Source organism: Bacillus sp. FF-1 (genome assembly GCF_028548245.1).
Taxonomy (GTDB): domain Bacteria; phylum Bacillota; class Bacilli; order Bacillales; family Bacillaceae_G; genus Bacillus_A; species Bacillus_A paranthracis.
In genome coordinates this window covers 484254-501807 of the sequence record NZ_JAQQGG010000001.1, presented here as the reverse complement: position 1 = coordinate 501807, position 17554 = coordinate 484254, and the positions used below count along the sequence as shown (strand labels likewise).

The following is a 17554-nucleotide window of genomic DNA, read 5'->3' as shown; positions in this document are numbered from 1 at the left end:
TCAAGTTATTTTCGTCGTAATAAGTTGGCCAGCTTCATTCATAGTAACTTTCCATTTCGCTCCACTAGCAGTCTTCATAACGATACCTTTACTTGCTTCTATTTCAATATCTCCAAACATTCTTCCGCCAGTTGTCGCTAACCAAGCATTCCCATTTTCCATCGACGATCTTGCAAACATACGATTGATCCGAAAACGCTTATGATCTTGAGCGTAACCACTCAGTGTTATTCTTACTTTATATAGTTGAGTCGCCTTCATATTCGATATAATTGTATCCCCTACATTTAATGGTACATCTAATGCAACCACCCAATTTCCAGTTGCACTTAATGCATATTCAATTTTAATTTTCTTCGGACTCTCTCCCCACCCAAAATACATTCCAAAACAATTTAACATTTTGATTGGATTTTTCGTAAAATCTAGTTCAATGACAACTGGATTGCTATCTGGAACATCAATATAATTTACACTTTGTTCATCTATTAAATTAAAGCAATTTGCGAGACTTCCCCCATACGGTACTTTCCCACTTACTTGTTTAACAGTATATTTCTGCTGAGCGTTTACTAAAATATCATCTTGATTCCCTATTAAATGTGGTTTATTTAACGTAATCGGTAATTGAATTCGAAGAGATTCTTCATAGGTAGACTTGCAAACATTGTATTGCCCTTTATCTACAATAGTTGTGGAAAGTAAATTTGAAAAAAGGTAGTTACGATGAGAATTAGAAGAAAATTCAATGACAATCGGTTCGCTACTCATCCGGTACGTATCCCAAATCATACAATCAAATGTATTATAGGCACCCGTACAACGAATGACTTTTTTCGTTTGCTGTCTACATTGCACTTGAATATCATGAAACGTATTTCCTGAACTTTCATTTGGTAAATCACTATTTCCATCAACTTCTATCCCATACTGACATCCATCAATAAATATAGATTGAAATACATTTGCGTTAATCCAGCAAGGTGTATTGATATCATCTATATATTCTGTCTTCAAGTGTATAGCAGTTTGAAAGTTTTTAATTTGAATAAAGTTAACTTGAAAGAAACTAATATAATCCCATGCTTTTTGACAATAAAAGTGTATAGCTTTACCTTTATATGACGACGTTGCATTTATTATATTTATATTTGATATAAGAGAGTGATTAGGAACTTCTATTTGTTGTGAACCGGAAACATAAATAACAGAAGATTGAAATACTGGATTAATAACTTGAACTGTACCACCTGTTATAGACGCATTTTGTTGCAATTCAAACGCATTAAAATCTCCATCGATTTGCACCGTAACAGTAGGATCTAGCTCTAACCTTACATTTGATTTAATAACAACCGGCTTTCCAATTTTGTACGTATTTACCCCTGTAATTCTAACCGTAGAAATTTGATTCGCTACACAATAATTTATAGCTTGCTGAATTGCTAATGAACTATCATTTCCCGAGTTCGGAACTGCTCCAAAACAGTCAATATGAACGCTATTTTCTGGTGCACAATCTTCTTGGGAAGAAATATATTCTGACAAAATAAATTCACTCCTCATATTACCTTTTTCATATAATATGTGAGTTTTCTCTTAAAAGTTTCTATAATAAAAAAAACAAACGACTTCGACAGTCATTTGTTTAATTCATATATATCTTTCGTTTCTTCTATCATTTTAAATAACGAGAAATTTCTTTCCGCTTTTTCTCGCGCTTTCTCTCTCATATCATTCACCTTTTCTTCATTTCCATGTAATTTCTCCAGTACATCTGCGAATTTAGATTCGCAATATTCACGTATCAACACACCTGATTCTCCGTCTATTACTGCTTCATTTATGCCACCAACATCTATTGAAACAATTGGTGTTCCTGTAGCCATTGCTTCAATTACTACCATTGGAAATACTTCGCGAAAAGATAATAAAAGTAAGACATCCATATTCCCTATAAACCTATGCGGCTCGGAAATATTCCCTAACATCTTTACACTTTGCTGCAATCCATACTTTTCTATTTCTTTCATAATAGATTCTTTCTCTGGCCCATCACCAGCAATATAAAACTTAAAATCATTTCTCTCTTTCAACACATTTGCAATTTTTACAAATAGTTGATGGTTTTTCTCCTTGGATAGTCTAGCTAATATCCCTATTTTATAAATAGATTCTTTCTTTTTCTGCTGGAATAAAAACTCTTCTATATCAACACCGTTATAAATGGTCTTTATTTTCTCTTCTGCTACATGCATTGAAATTAAATTATTCTTTTCAAACTCACTTACTGTAATAATATTGTTCACATATTCATTCATAAAATAACGAAAAAGAATTGGCATTTTCCTTTCTAATATTGTTACATTATGTTTCGTATACACAATTTTCATCTTTTTTTTCATAAATTTTTGAAGTAGAAAAGCATATAATACCATTCGCAAACTATTTGCATGTATAAGTTCTATCTTTCGTTTACAAATTTCGTTTCGTAAGTAATAAAGATTTCTCAAATGATTCCATCGACTCAGTAACATAAAATTTTCTTTTCTAGTAAGAGATTCATATAGTTCTCCATCACCTGCAGCTGTATAAACCTTAAAATCCTCATAACGCAAATTGCTTTCCAATTTACAGAAATAATTTTCGGCTCCACCAGTTATCAATTTATCTGTCATCAACAGTATATTCATAATTGCGTCTTCCCAACTACATTGATTTTATTTTTTCTATAGGCATGATAAGCATACTTACTAAAATAGTAAAAAATTTGCACTGCATTAAGACATTTTTGCTCCCTTAATAATTTCCAATACCGAAAAGCTGCTCTCATTTTATTTCTTGAAACAGAATTTGCAACAATTCGATACTTCGCTAACACTTGCTGTATCCCTTTCGCTTCATGCCCTTCATGTAATAAGTACAACCATAACGCTGTATCTTCTGGCTGTACACTAGGCATTTCAATATGCGGAATTTTTTCACGATCAATCATTACTGTTAAACAACCGATAATTGTATTCCCTGCCAAATAGTGATAGTCAACAGATTTTGGTACATTCACTTCTCGATTTAGTTCATTACCGTTTTCATCTATTAAACTATACGATGCATATGAAAAGGCCACATTCATTTCTTCCATAAATATCAATTGCGCCTCCAATTTATTTGGTAACCAAATGTCGTCACTATCTAAAAAAGCAATATACCTTCCTCGTGCTTCTTTAATTGCTAAATTCCGAGCTTTAGCAGCACCAACATTTTCTTTTAATGATAATAACCTAATACGCGAGTCTCCTTCTATTATCTCTTTAATTTTTGCAAGAGATTGGTCAGTTGACGCGTCATCAACGATAATCATTTCCCAATTTTCATATGATTGATTCTGTACAGATAAAATCGTCTCACCTATAAATCGTATACTATTATAAGAAGGTGTTATTATGGAAACATGAGGCGCCTTATTATGTGCTAATAGACATTTTACCATCTATCTTTCCCCTTCCTTCATAGATTGAAATGTACTTCACAACAATTGCTAAAAATAAAAAGAACGCTTCGTTAATAATGAGTGACAATGACATCATCTGAAATAAAAATGCAACCATAGTCAATAAAAGATACGGTTTTTCACGAAATAAAGTATACTGCGTTAACTTGAACATTAATATAATTAAAAACGCGCTATATAAAAGAAAACCAATTGTACCCGATTCAGACAAAATTTCTAAAAATGTATTGTGCACATATAATTTTTCATTAAATTGAAACTCATAATAATTCGAAAAATTAAACGCACCGATTCCGATATATGGATTGGATATATAATATTTAAAAGCAGCTTCCCATAATGTAAATCTACCACTCCCATTATCGTGCGAAAAATCAGAGATTCGTTTATTCAATATGTCATCTAATTGACCACCCATGACACTATTCGATAAGCTAAAAATTACTACACTAAACAATAGTAAACTCATCATTATTTTTATTTTTTTTGCAAAACTAGAAGTACATACATATACAAAAACGACAAGCACAAGTGCTAATATACCTCCCCTTGAAAAAGTTAATAAACTCGTCGTAACACATAAAATCAATCCTATAATGTTCGTCATATTATGTAAATTTGTCATATAATACATAAAAAATATTGTATTATAAAAAATAAAAATGTTAGGATCATCTAGCAATCCAATTAACCTTGGATATCCTCTATCAACTAATAGTCCGGCAAAAATTTCTCTCTCTTCTCCACCGTATAATCCAAAGTGCTGTAAACCGACTATATAAAGTATTAGGCTTACAATATTAAATAATAATCCAACATAGACAATGGATGATTCAAGTGGTGCTATTTCAACATTTCCTAATAAATTTCTCATGATAAAATAGCACCCTAAAACAAGTAGCACGCCAAAAATCATACGAATACTAGCATTTAAATATATAGAAAGAATTCCACTCAAACAATAGATGAAATAAAATAGTAAGAATACAACTTCATGAAAATATAGCTTTTGAATATGAAATTTTTTAATTGTTAAACAAAAATATATGACTAAAAAAATCATATATATCTTCAACGAAAATCCAATATATATGTTGTATTTACTTAACATAACAAATAATATTAGAAGCATAATCCATTTCATCGATATTTTCACATTATTTTCCATAGGCTATATCCCCTGTTTCGTAATATAATCCTTTTTGCGTGTTTTTCTTATAAGCGAAAGAAGAAGTTTTTTCAGCTCATAATCATATAGGAATATCCCAACTACTACGATTAACGTATTAAGAACGAGCGCAATGAAATAATATGTATGCAATATATATTGCACTCCAATAAAGGTTACGCCAAAATAAATTGTATAAGGCATGACAATTTGGAATACAATTTTTTTCTTCACTACACTTACTGCTATATACCCAACTAAAGCTACAATTTCAAATAAAACCATAGCATATGCTGCTCCTATTACTCCACCAATACTACTAAAACTATAAAGCATAATCCCACCTACCACTAATGCTATACATTGCACAACAGTTCTTTTATTTTGACGTCCACTCGTTGTTAAGCCGTCAGCTATAGCAATATTTAAACTTTGTAGCACAATGAGAAAGGATAATATTTGGAGTGGCTCTACTGCATTGCTCCATTCCTCATAAAAAAATATAGAAATAAAGTATGGTGCTAAATGATATAAACCGATTGTCATACAGACTCCCACAATCGCCATTGATTTTATTTGAAGTAAGTTTAATTTCGTATGCTCTTCTAAATTTTTTTGATTATAATGCTTAAAAAGCACTGGGTAAAACGCACCTGCAATTACCCCTGGCACTTGATATAAAGCTGCTGGCATCCGGTACGCCACTGCAAAAACACCGACCATACTTAGTGGCAATGTATAGTTAAGTAAGATAGGCGCTAATTGCGGGGTGCTCATTATTAAAAAACCGCTAATAATAAAAGGTGTTAATTGCCAAAATAATGCTTTATGGATTACGACTTTCATATTCATTTTCGTCTTTTTTCTCATGATATATATGCTGAACAAACCACCGATCATATACCCAAAAGCATATAAACGAGCTGTTACATACACCGGTAACTCTCCGAAAATACAAAAACATGTAATGATGATAACAACTGACGCTGATACAACTTTAATAAGTGCTATATACTTCATTCGTTCCATCAACTGAAAGTAGGCAATCCCTATATTTTGGAAAGTTAATCCTATTAACATGAAAAACATTACGTTTATCATCATGTAAATTACATTTCTATCCGCATACATATAATGAATAGCAATATAACCGATTATAGAAATAAAAATAAGTAGGATCATCCTTATTTTTATATACGACGATAAAATCTTCCCTAAGTCTACTCCATCTTTTGCCCCTTCTCGAAGAAACGTGTTAGTAAGTCCTAAATCTGTGAAAAATAACATAACAAACGTCACTGCTATGGCAACACTAAACATTCCATAATGTTGTGCATTAAAAAAATTTGCTAAAGCAATTAAACTTACAGCCTGAAAAAGATTAGCTAAAATCGTGCTATAAAATAGATGGATAATATTATTTAAAATAGATTTACCCATACCTGCTCTCCTTTGCAAGCAACCTAGCCTACTTACATATATTTATCTTGCACCATTACCGTTCAATACAATTAAAACAGTTTTACATAAAATACGAATATCCATCCTGATCGTTTTCATTTCAATATACTCTATGTCCAACTTCAATTTTTCTTTTGCATCAAGATTATACCCTCCATTTATTTGTGCCCATCCTGTTAACCCTGGTTTCACGATTAAGCGGTCTTTGAATTCTGGAATATACGTATCAAATTGTTTATAAAAATACTCTCTCTCTGGTCTAGGTCCCACAAAAGACATATCACCTTTTAAAATATTTAAAAGTTGCGGTAACTCATCAATTCTCGTTTTTCTTATAAATGATCCAACTTTAGTAATTCTTGAATCATTTTCATCTGCCCATTGTGGTCCATTTATTTCAGCCTCTTTTACCATCGACCTTAATTTAAATACATTAAATTTCTTCCCATTAATACCTAAACGTTCTTGAAAATAGATTGGAGCTCCTGCTGTTTCGAAAGCAATCATAATACAAAAGAACAACATAATTGGTAGCGTTACTAGTAACAATATGAGTGAAAATGTAATATCAAACAAGCGCTTTATACTTCGATTCAAAATACTGGTCTTTTCTTGGGCCGGAATCGCATACAACTTGGCTTGATTTGTTTCACGAATCATAGTTCGTTACCCCCACATTCAAGAATATAAAACTATACCCATTAATTCACATTCTTTCTTTTTTATATCAGTTATTGCTTTTTGCACGGTACGTAGGGAATCTTTTCGCTTTTTGACTGCTAAGATCACTCCATCGCATTTCCCTGCACTAATGTGCGTAACAGGAAGCTCAAATACTTCAGAAGAATACAAGAGAATATAATCAAAATCTTCTCTCCACTTCGCAATTGCACGATCAAATTCATCCATAGAAACTAAAGTCGTTCCGGTGTGTACTGTTTTTTTGGCAGGAATACAATATAAGTATTTAGATAAATTACTAGAAAAAGACTCATAACTACAGGTGAAATCGCTTATTATATCATTCACTGTTTTCGTATGATTACTTTGTAATAGTAGATGTAGTTTAGGATCAGAAAAATTCACATCGATAAGTAACACCTTTTTTTTCATTTCTGCAAACACTAGCCCTATATTTACTATAAGCTGAGCAACAACGCCTCTATCCTTCGTTGAAATAACTGTGAATACTTGTTTTCCTGTTTTTTTCAACTCGTGATATACAGTATAAAACTGCTCTTTCATTAGAGCATCATGCGGATTAAATAGAAGCTGTTTCTTTGTTTTAAACATCGACATGTTCACCTCGATATATAGCTGATTGCGGATCAACTTCTGTAGATTCCTTTTTTCTTTTCGGTTCCATATTTATGTGACCAATTACAGGAACTGTTGTTATCTTCTCTAAATCCTGTTCCACGTATATACGTTCATCAAAATAATCTCGAAATACGGCTAAACCTATACCAACAAAAAAACTAACAATTAAAGAGATAGGAATGATAAGTTGAATTTTCGGAAACAACTTTTCAGCTTTTTCCTGTAACTCAGGATCAGTTAATATTTTTACCCCCTGCACATTCGTATACTGTTGAAAGCTTTTTTGAGATTGTTCTGCCAATGACTTTACAATTTCTTTTACGATTATAGGATCCGAATCTTTTACTGTAACAGTAACAATTTGTGAGTTGTCCATATTCACCACTGAAATTTTTTGTGCTAGTTCATGACTTGATTGCTCTAATTTCAAAGTTTTTTTCACTGTTGAAATAATGAGTGGACTTTTTAATATATCAACATAAGATGTTACCAGTTGCTTATTTTCCTGTGTTTTATTTGTTGAATTTTCCTTATTAAACTCATCTAAATTCCCAACGAGAATTTGTGTTGAATATTGATATGAAGGCTTTAATACGTACATAGAGATAAGAATTAGAGAAACAGTTAAACAGCACATCGTCAAAATAATTGTTACTATCCTTCTTTTCAATAACTGTTGAAAATCCTTCATACTAATTTCTTGCTTCAATTATTTCACCGCCTTTGTCTGATTCATATTCTGAACATCATTCTTTACAGATAACCCTTTCTTCTTTCTATTCGCTTGCTTTGTTACATACTTTCCGACTCTGAATGCAAATTTTTCTACAAATATATACGAAAGCATCGCAAGTATAAACGAAAAAACGAGTGAAAAAATTAAAATAATAGGCAACGGCAATATTTCATGAAGCATGTATATAAGGGAAAATAACGATATGATATGGTATAAATAAAGACTGTAAGAAATCTTCCCCAAATATAACAAGTATTTATTACGCAACAACGATGACAAAGTTGATACTGATAGACTTAATATGACAAATAAACATGCACTTATCGCTACTACGTAGTCTCGCAATATAAAATTATTGAGCACTTTAATTTCTCCGATAAGCCCTTCATACATATAAAGTAAAATCGCTAATAAAAACCATGCAATTTTCTCATTTTTAGTACGATTACTATAAAAAATTATTACATTATTTTTATACTTCGCAACTAGTGCTCCTAGTAAAAATAGCACCGTGTAATGTGGTGTTAACATATAGCTTGTTAATGTTAAACTCGAGCGAAATAAAAATAATATCGCAACAGAGCATATACTAAAACTAAACAATGTCAATAACGAATCCCTCAACGTTTTTCTTAAACAAACCATCAAAACTAACGGGAAAATGATTGATATTCGCATTTCATGAACAAGTGACCAAATTACGCCGTTATATGCATCTGTATTATATTTCCCAACCAATAATATATGCTGCACGATTAGGCTTAAAGAACTTTCAATCGTCCATGAGCGATTAAACCATTCACTTAAATGAGAAATTCCATATTCACTCATTGTAGTTTGGCATAAAATAGCTATAAGTATCGCTACGATATATGGAATATAAATTCTTCATATACGCTTTACAAGGAATGACCTATAGCTATCATATTTTTTTTGAATAGATTCATACAAAACAAATCCACTCAAAACAAAAAAGATAATAACAGATTCGTTACCACTACTAAAAACAAGACGAGCAGGTGTTTCTTTTAATAGATACATAACAAATGGTTTATTATCTTCATAACTGTAATTTTGAAATACTGAAAAAATCATTAAATGATGGCCAATCATTACTACTAATGAAGAAATCCCTCTAATTGAATCCAGTTCTTCATACCTATTCATCGCTTTATATCAACTCCTAATGAAATGATAATAATCATTTCAAAGCGACACCATTATTCATATTCCTCTCCTTTCTTTTCATTCCAATTTTTCATATTAAAATGATTTATAGCGTAATTTTTAATGTATTGTAACATTTTTTGTAATATTATGAATAGTCAATCCCTTTAATTGGTATATACCAATTTCAACCTCGAAAAATGAAAAAGATTGCTAGAAAAGCACTATAAAAATATCTTGTATATTTACAAAATTAAAGATAGGAATAGCATTTTTTCCAATATAAAATAAAAAAGATAGCCTTTATAGGCTATCTTTTTTATTTTATTTAATTACTAGCACCACTATATGCTACATGTCGTTTCTCAATTCGTTCCTCAATTTCTTTCATATTTTCTTTATTATTTAATAGTGATTGTTTATTTTCAATTAATAATTGTTTAAAAGATTTTCTCACTTTTTTTCTCATTTTCATTGTCCTCCTTGGGGGATGATTTATATAAAAGATAAAGAATTATCTGGTTGTTCTTATAATAATTGATTGTTGTGAATTCCATTTGAACTTCATATGGAAATTCCGTTTATTTTCTGACAACTTTGTGAACACTCAAAAAAGAGTCTCCTAAAACAATTTTATAGTCGTTTCATTCAATTACATAAATCGCCATTTGCATCATCTTATATCAATTTACCTTGTCGAAATATTTATATATTTTAAGCTGCATTCCATATACTTTCATCTACTAAAATTCTTTTTTTCAAAATAAAAAAGAAGGTGTCACCTAGTCTAAGTTCGACTTATGCAACATCCTTCTTTCCAAACTATTTACAGCATATTGATTAACATTTCAGGTCTTCCCCAATTCATTTCTTCACAAACGAATCGTAATTTTTCTTCATCTATTGTGTGTAATCCTTCTTCTAGTGAACAGGAAATAGGAACTTCACAATGAATTTGCGCTAATTGTAATGAAATATTTAAATTCTCTAAATCACTTTCGATCTTCGTACGTTGCGCTTTCGTTAATGATGCCACATTTTCTAGTACAGTTGCTACTGTACCATGTTCTTGAATAAGCTTATACGCTGTTTTTTCACCGATACCTTTTACACCTGGGTAATTATCGCTCGTATCTCCCATGAAAGCTTTCGCATGCACGATTTGCCACGGTTCTACACCTTTTTCTTCCATAATTTTCTCTGGTGTGTAATACTCGTAATTTCCAATTCCTTTGCGCAGAAGCATAACTGTAACGTTCTTATCAACAAGTTGAAGTAAATCCGTATCACCTGTTAAAATATAAACTTCCGCTTCATTGCAGTATTGTTTTGCTAGTGTACCGATACAATCATCCGCTTCATACCCTTTCATGCCGATAACTGGAACAGATAATTTTGCAGTCATTTCTTGCACTAGATCAAATTGCGGAATTAATTCTTCAGGTGGCGCTGCACGATTCGCTTTATAATTTGAGAACGACTCTGTTCTAAATGTTGTACTTCCCATATCCCAGCATGTTACGATGTGTGTCGGTTCAATTGCTTGCATTGCCGTTAATAAATGTTTCATATAACCATGAATCCCGTTTGTAGGGGTACCATCTTGTCGTTTCATAAACTGCCCGTAGACACTTGTTGCATAAAAAGCACGAAATAATAGTGCCATACCATCAACTAATAATACTTTTTTCATAATTCCTCTCCTACCAAAAAAATAATAACCCCACGTCATCACGTAAGGTTATATAAATAGATTACCATTCTACGTTTTTCAACTTTGTCTATTATACATTGTTTTTGTATATTTAGCATCATTTACACATTAAGACGTTTTACTACAACAAGTATGAAGAATCCCTGTATACGTATTTTTCCCAGTTGAAACTACTACAGCTTTTGCATTTCCACTAACAATATACGTCCCTTTGAAACATACATTTTCAAGTTCAAGTGGATTATAGTCTTTCATTCTTTTCAAAGGAATAAATCGTTTGCGTTCAAGATGATAGCAACTTTCAAATTTCTCAATACTCGCATCGTTTCCTGTTAGCACAGATTCATTTACTAATAGATCATTTGCATAAATGATACGTACATCTGCTGGTACTGTATCACCTTCCGAAAGGAAAATCATATCTCCAGGAACAAGCTCTTGTACTGGCAAATCCATCATTTTTAATTCACCGTTTAAACCTGTTACACTAGAACATTCTACTCGAGACACAGTAATCTTCTCACATTGTAATCCATCTCTCACATGTTGTTTTGAAAAACCTGGGATCATTCCACCTAGCTTCATCATCACTTCTGCAATACGAGCTCTTTTTGAAGTTAATTCATTTCGGCCGTATACTTGAATACGTTTTTGTGCCTCTTTCATAGATAATCCATCTCTTGTTGTTTTAAAATACGCAAATACAGATTTTACATCTCTCGTTGCGATTTCAATTAATAAATCTTTATTTTTTTGAAGCATCGTTTGTTCTTTCATTGATTTTTTGCTTAATTTATATGACGTGTTACCCACAGTTTTGTTTGCATATAACATATTATCGTCTCCTCCTTTACAACGTAGGAAGAAACGCTTTGTTTCTCAATTTATCCACTTTACGGTGAAAGTGTCTAGCGCCTAAACATACATATAAACGCTACATGATGATAAATATAGAGGGAGGAACAAGTCGTTTCCTGCCTACATCATATATTTTTGATTTGAAGTATATGGGTAACGGAACCGAGTCAGAATTTGACATGCTCCTCACCTCCTCGTTTTATTTTATAGTTTATACTATGAAATTACTCATAGCTTTGTAACAAAAAGACCCTTACTCCGAAAAGAGTAAAGGCCATGACATACACAAATAAACGATTCCTAATACAATTAGAAATCTACGGACCTCTCCCTCGCCGAGTTTTAGCACTGTATAGCATAGGTACATTACCAGCTACATTAAGAAAAACCTTAATTCGATCATTCCTGTTGACCCATTGGCGTCTCTCGACATTTTTGGGCAGTAGCATTTCTCTATACAGGAGCCTCACCTAACAGAGACTTATTTTTATTACATAGAAAATGTTACTCTTATTTAAAATAGATGTCAACACCTTGAATGGAATCTTTTCCTTATTACAACAACTTCCTCTCATATACATACTATTTCTCTTTCTACGTATCAAATGAATGAAGCACATATTTTAAAATTAGTAAAAATAAAAACCTTACGTTTAAACGTAAAGTTTTTAATAAGTTATACAACCAGCAATTACAATCCCAATTGAAAGCGATAAAAACATAAGAAAAAGACCGACCGCTTGATTATCTTCTTCAAGACTTTTATTTATATTAAAGCGTGGTGTAAGCCACTCAGCTAAATAAAAGACGATAATTTGAGCCAAAATCCCAACCGCTCCCCACGAAACCATATCAAGAAGTGAAATGGAATTAGCTGCTGTTGAATATAAAACAATAGCTAACCCAAGTAATCGCCCTCCAAGTACATAGCTTACTGCCTTATTCCCTTGGGCCATTAACTTAAATTCTTTTACTTTCGTTGTCACTTCCATCAGGAAAAGACCTATGCATAAAAGACCAAGTGTTACTGCTAAATATAATAAAAAATTAATCATATACTTCCTCCTTTTTTATACCTACTGGTAAATAGTACGATTCATTCCCCGTAATTTTTTCACCAGCACGAATACCGATACTACTTGCTTTTCCTGCAATTAAAAACGAACCAAACACATACGACAGTTTCTCCATCCCTTTCTCTGTTTCCAAAGATACGACTGGAAGTTCTGTATACTTTTGAAATATCGGCAGTGACGCTTTATACGTTTGGTGTGCATTTTGAATCATAATATTTTCGTCCTTATCACGAATGGTAATCGTGTCTCCCTCTCTACCAAATGAAGGTTTTTGAACGAAAGAACCTTTTCCTAAAAATAAATCTGGTTCTAAATATGTAGGTAACATATATTCTTTAATCCACTGTCGTTCCTCATTTGTATAAAAGACCTCTTCTTCTGCTAATCCCCAAATAAGACACTGAACTGATTTAGGCTGAAGTAAAAATGCTGACAAAGGATTTATAATAAACAGCTTTCCGGCTTTTACGAGTTGCAACAACTCCACACCTACCAAATCCCCTGTTTCAGGATCTTGATCCTCAATTAAATCTTCTATCGGATATGTTTGACGATATAAAACATCAATTTGCACTCCATCCCTATCCACTAAAGAATCTTTTGTAATTCTAAGTTCTGACATTGGCACGACTTTATTTTCAACACGGCATAACTGACTTAAATACATAGTCGTATTCCAATCCTCAATATGCTCATGATGCGCTGTAAAAACAACATTTGGGTTGTCTATTCCCTTTGTCGCTTCCATTACAGCTTTTGTAACACCAGAGGATAGCAATCGCTCTTGGCCTAAGTTTGGATCATCATAACCTAGCTTTTTACAAACTTCCCCATTCATTTGAAAGCATTCCATAATAAAGGTAGGTGTATCACTATTAAACTCAAGCATTTTCATTTGGTTATCGCCTGTTAAAACGAAATCAAATCGTGAAATAACAGATTCAGGATATAATCCTTTCATTCTAATGAACGATAAGCTTGCGGGGGGAAATCCAAGTTCAAGAAGCTGTTCGTCACTTAAATTACGCAAAAGTCTAGCAGTCTTAAAAAATATTTTCCCCATTCGTTCAGTTGCAACTTGTAATTGTTTCATAGTCTCATTTGTTATAGGAAAAACATGAAACAAACTATACTCACATTCATATAAATCCGACCAGAAATCCTGATATTTTGAATAAAACTCTTTTCGATCCCTTATGTATTGCGACATATGTTAGCCCCCAAATCCTCCCTTTGAACCGCTTCCAATTCCACCTTTAAATTCCGCAGACGATTGATACGATTTAAATGCCGATGAATTTTTAAAAGTGGATTTATTTTGATAGTATGTTCCGCCATAGAAATAATGTCCACGATAACCTGAACTACTATCATCACACTGCCATACCCCAAGTTCATCATCCCAATCCCAATCTGAACAACTTTTATCATTCGGTTTTGGGGGTAAATCTTGTGCGCAGCCAAATAAGGTGCCAGTCATTAAAGACGTTACGACACCACCTACTAGCCATTTCGTTTTTGTCACCTTCGCACTCCCCTTTATAAAATATATTTCTATTATATAAGAAGCCATGATAAAGTAGAAGAAAAAGGAAGAAGAGGGATGAAATGCGCTTAGAATATCGACTTAATGATGAAACAAAAGGGTATCCTGCTTTATGGAATTACACAAATATTTCTAATTCTGAAATTATCGCACGCATGACTTGTGAATATTTTATAAAAGATAAAAATACATATGTTGTTACTGCAACTTCAGTAGATCCAGATGGAACAGTAGTTATATATATTCAACAAGAAACTTTTTCTAACGACCCTTCAGATCCTACTTACTTCCACATCGGTTTTGAAATTAGAGAGCTAAAGGATACGAGTTCCAACTTGATTGAAAGTAAAGATGTATGGAACTATGAAGAAATTTTACCATCTCTTCATTCAGATATTATATATATTCAGCAGGACGGCATGCATATGGAGTTTACTTTAGATTCAAGAGAGATTGATGAAGACAGAAAGTGCTACATTTATTATGGAAACTTCACAGGTGAATCGAGATAACATGGATATATGTATACAACAAAAAAACCTTACGTATAAAACGTAAGGTTTTTATATAGCCCCACATATGCCGTTATCTCTAGATGTCCATAAACCTGCTCTCACAGGTGGATGCTCTCACAAATGTTTGTAACTTCCTTCTTAAAAAGATGGCATGTTAGCTACATTTAAATATTGAACTTCCATATTAAACTTATTGGTTTAAGACATGCATAAGCTACGTACACCGTAGGAATTTTATATAATGTTAGTTGAAATAAGACCCCCGCACGTGCCGCTCCTCGTAAATGTCCAAAAACCCGCTACTCGCAGGTGGATGCCCTCACAGTTACCGTACATCTTCCTCCACAAGGAAGGCTTGATGATGGTCACTAAATATTGAGCTTCCGTATAACTAACATCGGTTTTAGACATAAATAAGTTACGTACACCGCAGGATGTATTATTTACTTGTCGTTATATTATCACATTGTTTCCAATGTGTAAAATACAAAGTTTTTCGAGCAATCTCTTGCTTGTGACCTTATTTTAATACAAATTATTTTTGCATGCAAGTGATTAATCTTCTTCTTTTGCAATTTGATTTTCTGGATAAGAAATCCAATCACTCCAGCTACCTGCATACAATTTAACATTTTGGAATCCAGCTAATTTCAATGCAACGATATTTGGACATGCTGTAACACCAGAACCACAATATACAATTGTTTCCTTATCTTTCGAAAGATTTTGGAATCGTTCTTGTTGCTGAGCTTCATTCTTAAATTGTCCTGATTGCAGCATTCCATCCTTCCAAAAATAATTTACTGCTGTTGGAATGTGTCCTGCTTTCGGATCAACAAGTTCCTCTACACCAGCATAACGTTTTGGCTCTCTAGAATCAATTAACGTAACATCTGCACCTGCATAGATATTCTCTCTCACCGTTTCCATCGTTACAAGCATATGATTTTGTATATTTTCTTTGAATGCTTTTCGTTTAGCAACAGAAATTTCTGTTGTTACCGGTAGTCCATTCTCTTTCCATGCTGGAAATCCACCATCTAATATATATACTTTCTCATGTCCTACATAGTTTAATAACCACCAAAGACGAGAAGCATTTGCACCCGCTTCACTGTCATATGCAATCACTGTCGTATGTTCATCAATACCAGCTCGCGACAGCTTGTCTGCAAACTCCTCAATATTTGGTAACGGGTGGCGACCACCATGTTCTGTTATAGGACTTGATAAATCTACATTCAAATCAAAATATAATGCATGAGGAATATGTTCCTCCTCATACTTTTCTCTACCCCAATTAGGATTCGCTAAATCAAAACGACAATCGATTATACGGACGTTCTCATCTTCTATATGCTCACGTAACCATTCGACTGTAACTAACATCTTTAACGACCTTCTTTCTCTTTCAAACGACTTACATACTCCATAACCATTTCTTTTGTAACATATTTACGCTCTAGTGTAACACCATTTTTTGCAAGAGCATTAATTTGCTTCGTTACAACATTAATGACATCAACCGAAAATTCTTTCCCATTTGACGCAAGAGATACGGCTGCTTCAATAGCTGCTTCACGCTGCGCATCTAATTGTAAACATGCTTTTACACTTTCATTTTGTTTACGAGAATGTGCTGTAATTGCTTTATGTACTTCCATCTTCTCTTCCCCCTAAATAAGTTATACGTTCTGATTTAATTCCATTGCAAGCCGAATCATATCACGGCATACAATCCCATTTTCAATAATCTCTTCTTCATAATGCTTCGAAAAGTAATCAAAATCAATAGAAAAAATACGAAATCCACATTTTTGATAGAAAGCAAGTTGTGAAACACTAGAATTGCCTGTACCAACTTCAAGTTTTGACATACCATATCCTTTAGCAGTTTCTATAGCATGACTTATTAGCTTCTTTCCAATCCCTTTTCCTTGCAAATGCTCTACAACCGCAATATTCATAATTTCCATCGTCTTCGGCCTTGTTTCCAAAATTACATATACACCGATTACATTATCCTCTTGCTTAGCTACGTATGTTAATCCTCTTTGTACATATGCACCAATTTGCTGTTCACTTGGATCAGCAAGTAGTAATAAAGACTTCGGTATAGCTTCTTTTGAAATACGTTCTATTACAACAGTCATAAAAAATTCCCCCTTCTCTATTGTTCTAAACCCTCCTTGTCTACCATAAGTAATAGAAAGGAGGGATTCACCATGGACAACAATGAGAAAAAATGCAACGTCATCTCTATTGATGGAAAGAAGAAGAAGAGCGACACGTATTCCTATCCAAAATTAGTAGTAGAAAATAAAACATATGAATTTTCTTCGTTCGTCTTATGCGGTGAAACACCAGACGGCAGACGACTCGTTCTTACTCATATGATTTCTACCGATGAATTTGCTGGATTTGTCAAATCTTTAGATACGGTACTACAAAAGAAAATCGAACGAATCTTTTTCTCATAACG

The 17554-nt window shown here is 32.9% G+C and carries 19 protein-coding genes, 2 other RNA genes, 1 pseudogene and 1 riboswitch; of the genes and pseudogenes, 2 read left to right on the top strand and 20 right to left on the bottom strand.

The window, feature by feature from the left end:
* From PQF83_RS02735 to PQF83_RS02665, 15 genes and pseudogenes are all read right to left on the bottom strand, one after another.
* Positions 1-1548 (bottom strand): hypothetical protein, encoded by a 1548-nt coding sequence (locus tag PQF83_RS02735; RefSeq protein ID WP_000006039.1) that lies wholly within the window; start codon positions 1546-1548, stop codon positions 1-3.
* 92 nt (positions 1549-1640) lie between these two features.
* Positions 1641-2693 (bottom strand): glycosyltransferase family 4 protein, encoded by a 1053-nt coding sequence (locus PQF83_RS02730; protein ID WP_001023688.1) that lies wholly within the window; start codon positions 2691-2693, stop codon positions 1641-1643.
* Positions 2690-3490, bottom strand: a complete 801-nt coding sequence (locus PQF83_RS02725) for a glycosyltransferase family 2 protein (RefSeq protein ID WP_000237673.1) — start codon at positions 3488-3490, stop codon at positions 2690-2692. Before PQF83_RS02725 ends, PQF83_RS02730 begins: the two co-directional genes overlap by 4 nt.
* Complete coding sequence (locus PQF83_RS02720; protein WP_000431113.1) at positions 3465-4679, bottom strand: O-antigen ligase family protein; 1215 nt, start codon at positions 4677-4679, stop codon at positions 3465-3467. The genes PQF83_RS02725 and PQF83_RS02720 overlap by 26 nt, the downstream gene beginning before the upstream one ends.
* Positions 4680-4682: 3 nt before the next feature.
* Complete coding sequence (locus PQF83_RS02715) at positions 4683-6119, bottom strand: oligosaccharide flippase family protein (RefSeq protein ID WP_000520306.1); 1437 nt, start codon at positions 6117-6119, stop codon at positions 4683-4685.
* Positions 6120-6161: 42 nt separating this feature from the next.
* Positions 6162-6800 (bottom strand): sugar transferase, encoded by a 639-nt coding sequence (locus PQF83_RS02710; protein ID WP_000617630.1) that lies wholly within the window; start codon positions 6798-6800, stop codon positions 6162-6164.
* Positions 6801-6818: 18 nt separating this feature from the next.
* Entirely contained in the window at positions 6819-7439 is a 621-nt protein-coding gene (locus tag PQF83_RS02705) for a CpsD/CapB family tyrosine-protein kinase (protein WP_002163715.1), read from the bottom strand.
* The gene (locus tag PQF83_RS02700; RefSeq protein WP_000806898.1) at positions 7426-8169 is read right to left on the bottom strand and encodes a YveK family protein; all 744 of its coding nucleotides are present in this window, start codon (positions 8167-8169) and stop codon (positions 7426-7428) included. The genes PQF83_RS02705 and PQF83_RS02700 overlap by 14 nt, the downstream gene beginning before the upstream one ends.
* Positions 8170-9363: pseudogene (locus PQF83_RS02695) on the bottom strand (acyltransferase family protein). It lies immediately after the preceding gene.
* A 328-nt stretch (positions 9364-9691) separates the two neighbouring features.
* The gene (locus PQF83_RS02690; protein ID WP_001228048.1) at positions 9692-9832 is read right to left on the bottom strand and encodes an FbpB family small basic protein; all 141 of its coding nucleotides are present in this window, start codon (positions 9830-9832) and stop codon (positions 9692-9694) included.
* A gap of 357 nt (positions 9833-10189) precedes the next feature.
* Positions 10190-11056 carry a 5'-3' exonuclease gene (locus PQF83_RS02685; protein WP_000757054.1) on the bottom strand — a complete coding sequence of 289 codons (867 nt, stop codon included), beginning with the start codon at positions 11054-11056 and terminating at the stop codon, positions 10190-10192.
* A gap of 129 nt (positions 11057-11185) precedes the next feature.
* The gene (locus tag PQF83_RS02680; RefSeq protein WP_000964968.1) at positions 11186-11911 is read right to left on the bottom strand and encodes a P-type ATPase; all 726 of its coding nucleotides are present in this window, start codon (positions 11909-11911) and stop codon (positions 11186-11188) included.
* A 343-nt stretch (positions 11912-12254) separates the two neighbouring features.
* Positions 12255-12420, bottom strand: a riboswitch (M-box (ykoK) riboswitch).
* Between the two features lie 183 nt (positions 12421-12603).
* Positions 12604-12990, bottom strand: coding sequence for a DUF350 domain-containing protein (locus PQF83_RS02675; protein ID WP_000606860.1), 387 nt, complete (start codon positions 12988-12990; stop codon positions 12604-12606).
* Positions 12983-14221, bottom strand: a complete 1239-nt coding sequence (locus PQF83_RS02670) for a glutathionylspermidine synthase family protein (protein ID WP_000084961.1) — start codon at positions 14219-14221, stop codon at positions 12983-12985. Before PQF83_RS02670 ends, PQF83_RS02675 begins: the two co-directional genes overlap by 8 nt.
* 3 nt (positions 14222-14224) lie before the next feature.
* Positions 14225-14536 (bottom strand): hypothetical protein, encoded by a 312-nt coding sequence (locus PQF83_RS02665; protein ID WP_000169022.1) that lies wholly within the window; start codon positions 14534-14536, stop codon positions 14225-14227.
* 83 nt (positions 14537-14619) lie between these two features.
* On the opposite strand from PQF83_RS02665, the gene PQF83_RS02660 reads away from it, so the two are divergent.
* The gene (locus PQF83_RS02660; RefSeq protein ID WP_001235530.1) at positions 14620-15069 is read left to right on the top strand and encodes a hypothetical protein; all 450 of its coding nucleotides are present in this window, start codon (positions 14620-14622) and stop codon (positions 15067-15069) included.
* Between the two features lie 54 nt (positions 15070-15123).
* On the opposite strand, the gene ssrS (PQF83_RS02655) is transcribed toward PQF83_RS02660, so the two are convergent.
* From ssrS (PQF83_RS02655) to PQF83_RS02635, 5 genes are all read right to left on the bottom strand, one after another.
* Positions 15124-15307, bottom strand: a non-coding RNA gene (ssrS, locus tag PQF83_RS02655) — 6S RNA.
* 21 nt (positions 15308-15328) lie between these two features.
* Positions 15329-15511: non-coding RNA, 6S RNA (gene ssrS, locus PQF83_RS02650), on the bottom strand.
* A 116-nt stretch (positions 15512-15627) separates the two neighbouring features.
* The gene (locus tag PQF83_RS02645; protein ID WP_000961784.1) at positions 15628-16461 is read right to left on the bottom strand and encodes a sulfurtransferase; all 834 of its coding nucleotides are present in this window, start codon (positions 16459-16461) and stop codon (positions 15628-15630) included.
* Positions 16462-16463: 2 nt separating this feature from the next.
* The gene (locus tag PQF83_RS02640) at positions 16464-16736 is read right to left on the bottom strand and encodes a YpbS family protein (RefSeq protein WP_000451811.1); all 273 of its coding nucleotides are present in this window, start codon (positions 16734-16736) and stop codon (positions 16464-16466) included.
* Positions 16737-16757: 21 nt separating this feature from the next.
* Positions 16758-17225, bottom strand: coding sequence for a GNAT family N-acetyltransferase (locus PQF83_RS02635; RefSeq protein WP_000219274.1), 468 nt, complete (start codon positions 17223-17225; stop codon positions 16758-16760).
* 72 nt (positions 17226-17297) lie between these two features.
* Here PQF83_RS02635 and PQF83_RS02630 point away from each other — a divergent pair, with 72 nt between their 5' ends.
* Complete coding sequence (locus PQF83_RS02630) at positions 17298-17552, top strand: DUF3931 domain-containing protein (RefSeq protein WP_000369740.1); 255 nt, start codon at positions 17298-17300, stop codon at positions 17550-17552.
* The last annotated feature ends 2 nt before the right edge of the window (positions 17553-17554 follow it).

Excerpts from the sequence above, each read along its gene's own strand:
- PQF83_RS02660 (WP_001235530.1), top strand. The coding sequence starts at position 14,620 with ATGCGCTTAGAATATCGACTTAATGATGAAACAAAAGGGTATCCTGCT.
- PQF83_RS02725 (WP_000237673.1), bottom strand. The coding sequence starts at position 3,490 with ATGGTAAAATGTCTATTAGCACATAATAAGGCGCCTCATGTTTCCATA.
- PQF83_RS02630 (WP_000369740.1), top strand. The coding sequence starts at position 17,298 with ATGGACAACAATGAGAAAAAATGCAACGTCATCTCTATTGATGGAAAG.
- PQF83_RS02690 (WP_001228048.1), bottom strand. The coding sequence starts at position 9,832 with ATGAGAAAAAAAGTGAGAAAATCTTTTAAACAATTATTAATTGAAAAT.
- PQF83_RS02715 (WP_000520306.1), bottom strand. The coding sequence starts at position 6,119 with ATGGGTAAATCTATTTTAAATAATATTATCCATCTATTTTATAGCACG.
- PQF83_RS02635 (WP_000219274.1), bottom strand. The coding sequence starts at position 17,225 with ATGACTGTTGTAATAGAACGTATTTCAAAAGAAGCTATACCGAAGTCT.
- PQF83_RS02680 (WP_000964968.1), bottom strand. The coding sequence starts at position 11,911 with ATGTTATATGCAAACAAAACTGTGGGTAACACGTCATATAAATTAAGC.
- PQF83_RS02710 (WP_000617630.1), bottom strand. The coding sequence starts at position 6,800 with ATGATTCGTGAAACAAATCAAGCCAAGTTGTATGCGATTCCGGCCCAA.
- PQF83_RS02720 (WP_000431113.1), bottom strand. The coding sequence starts at position 4,679 with ATGGAAAATAATGTGAAAATATCGATGAAATGGATTATGCTTCTAATA.
- PQF83_RS02675 (WP_000606860.1), bottom strand. The coding sequence starts at position 12,990 with ATGATTAATTTTTTATTATATTTAGCAGTAACACTTGGTCTTTTATGC.
- PQF83_RS02670 (WP_000084961.1), bottom strand. The coding sequence starts at position 14,221 with ATGTCGCAATACATAAGGGATCGAAAAGAGTTTTATTCAAAATATCAG.
- PQF83_RS02645 (WP_000961784.1), bottom strand. The coding sequence starts at position 16,461 with ATGTTAGTTACAGTCGAATGGTTACGTGAGCATATAGAAGATGAGAAC.
- PQF83_RS02685 (WP_000757054.1), bottom strand. The coding sequence starts at position 11,056 with ATGAAAAAAGTATTATTAGTTGATGGTATGGCACTATTATTTCGTGCT.
- PQF83_RS02730 (WP_001023688.1), bottom strand. The coding sequence starts at position 2,693 with ATGAATATACTGTTGATGACAGATAAATTGATAACTGGTGGAGCCGAA.
- PQF83_RS02640 (WP_000451811.1), bottom strand. The coding sequence starts at position 16,736 with ATGGAAGTACATAAAGCAATTACAGCACATTCTCGTAAACAAAATGAA.
- PQF83_RS02705 (WP_002163715.1), bottom strand. The coding sequence starts at position 7,439 with ATGTCGATGTTTAAAACAAAGAAACAGCTTCTATTTAATCCGCATGAT.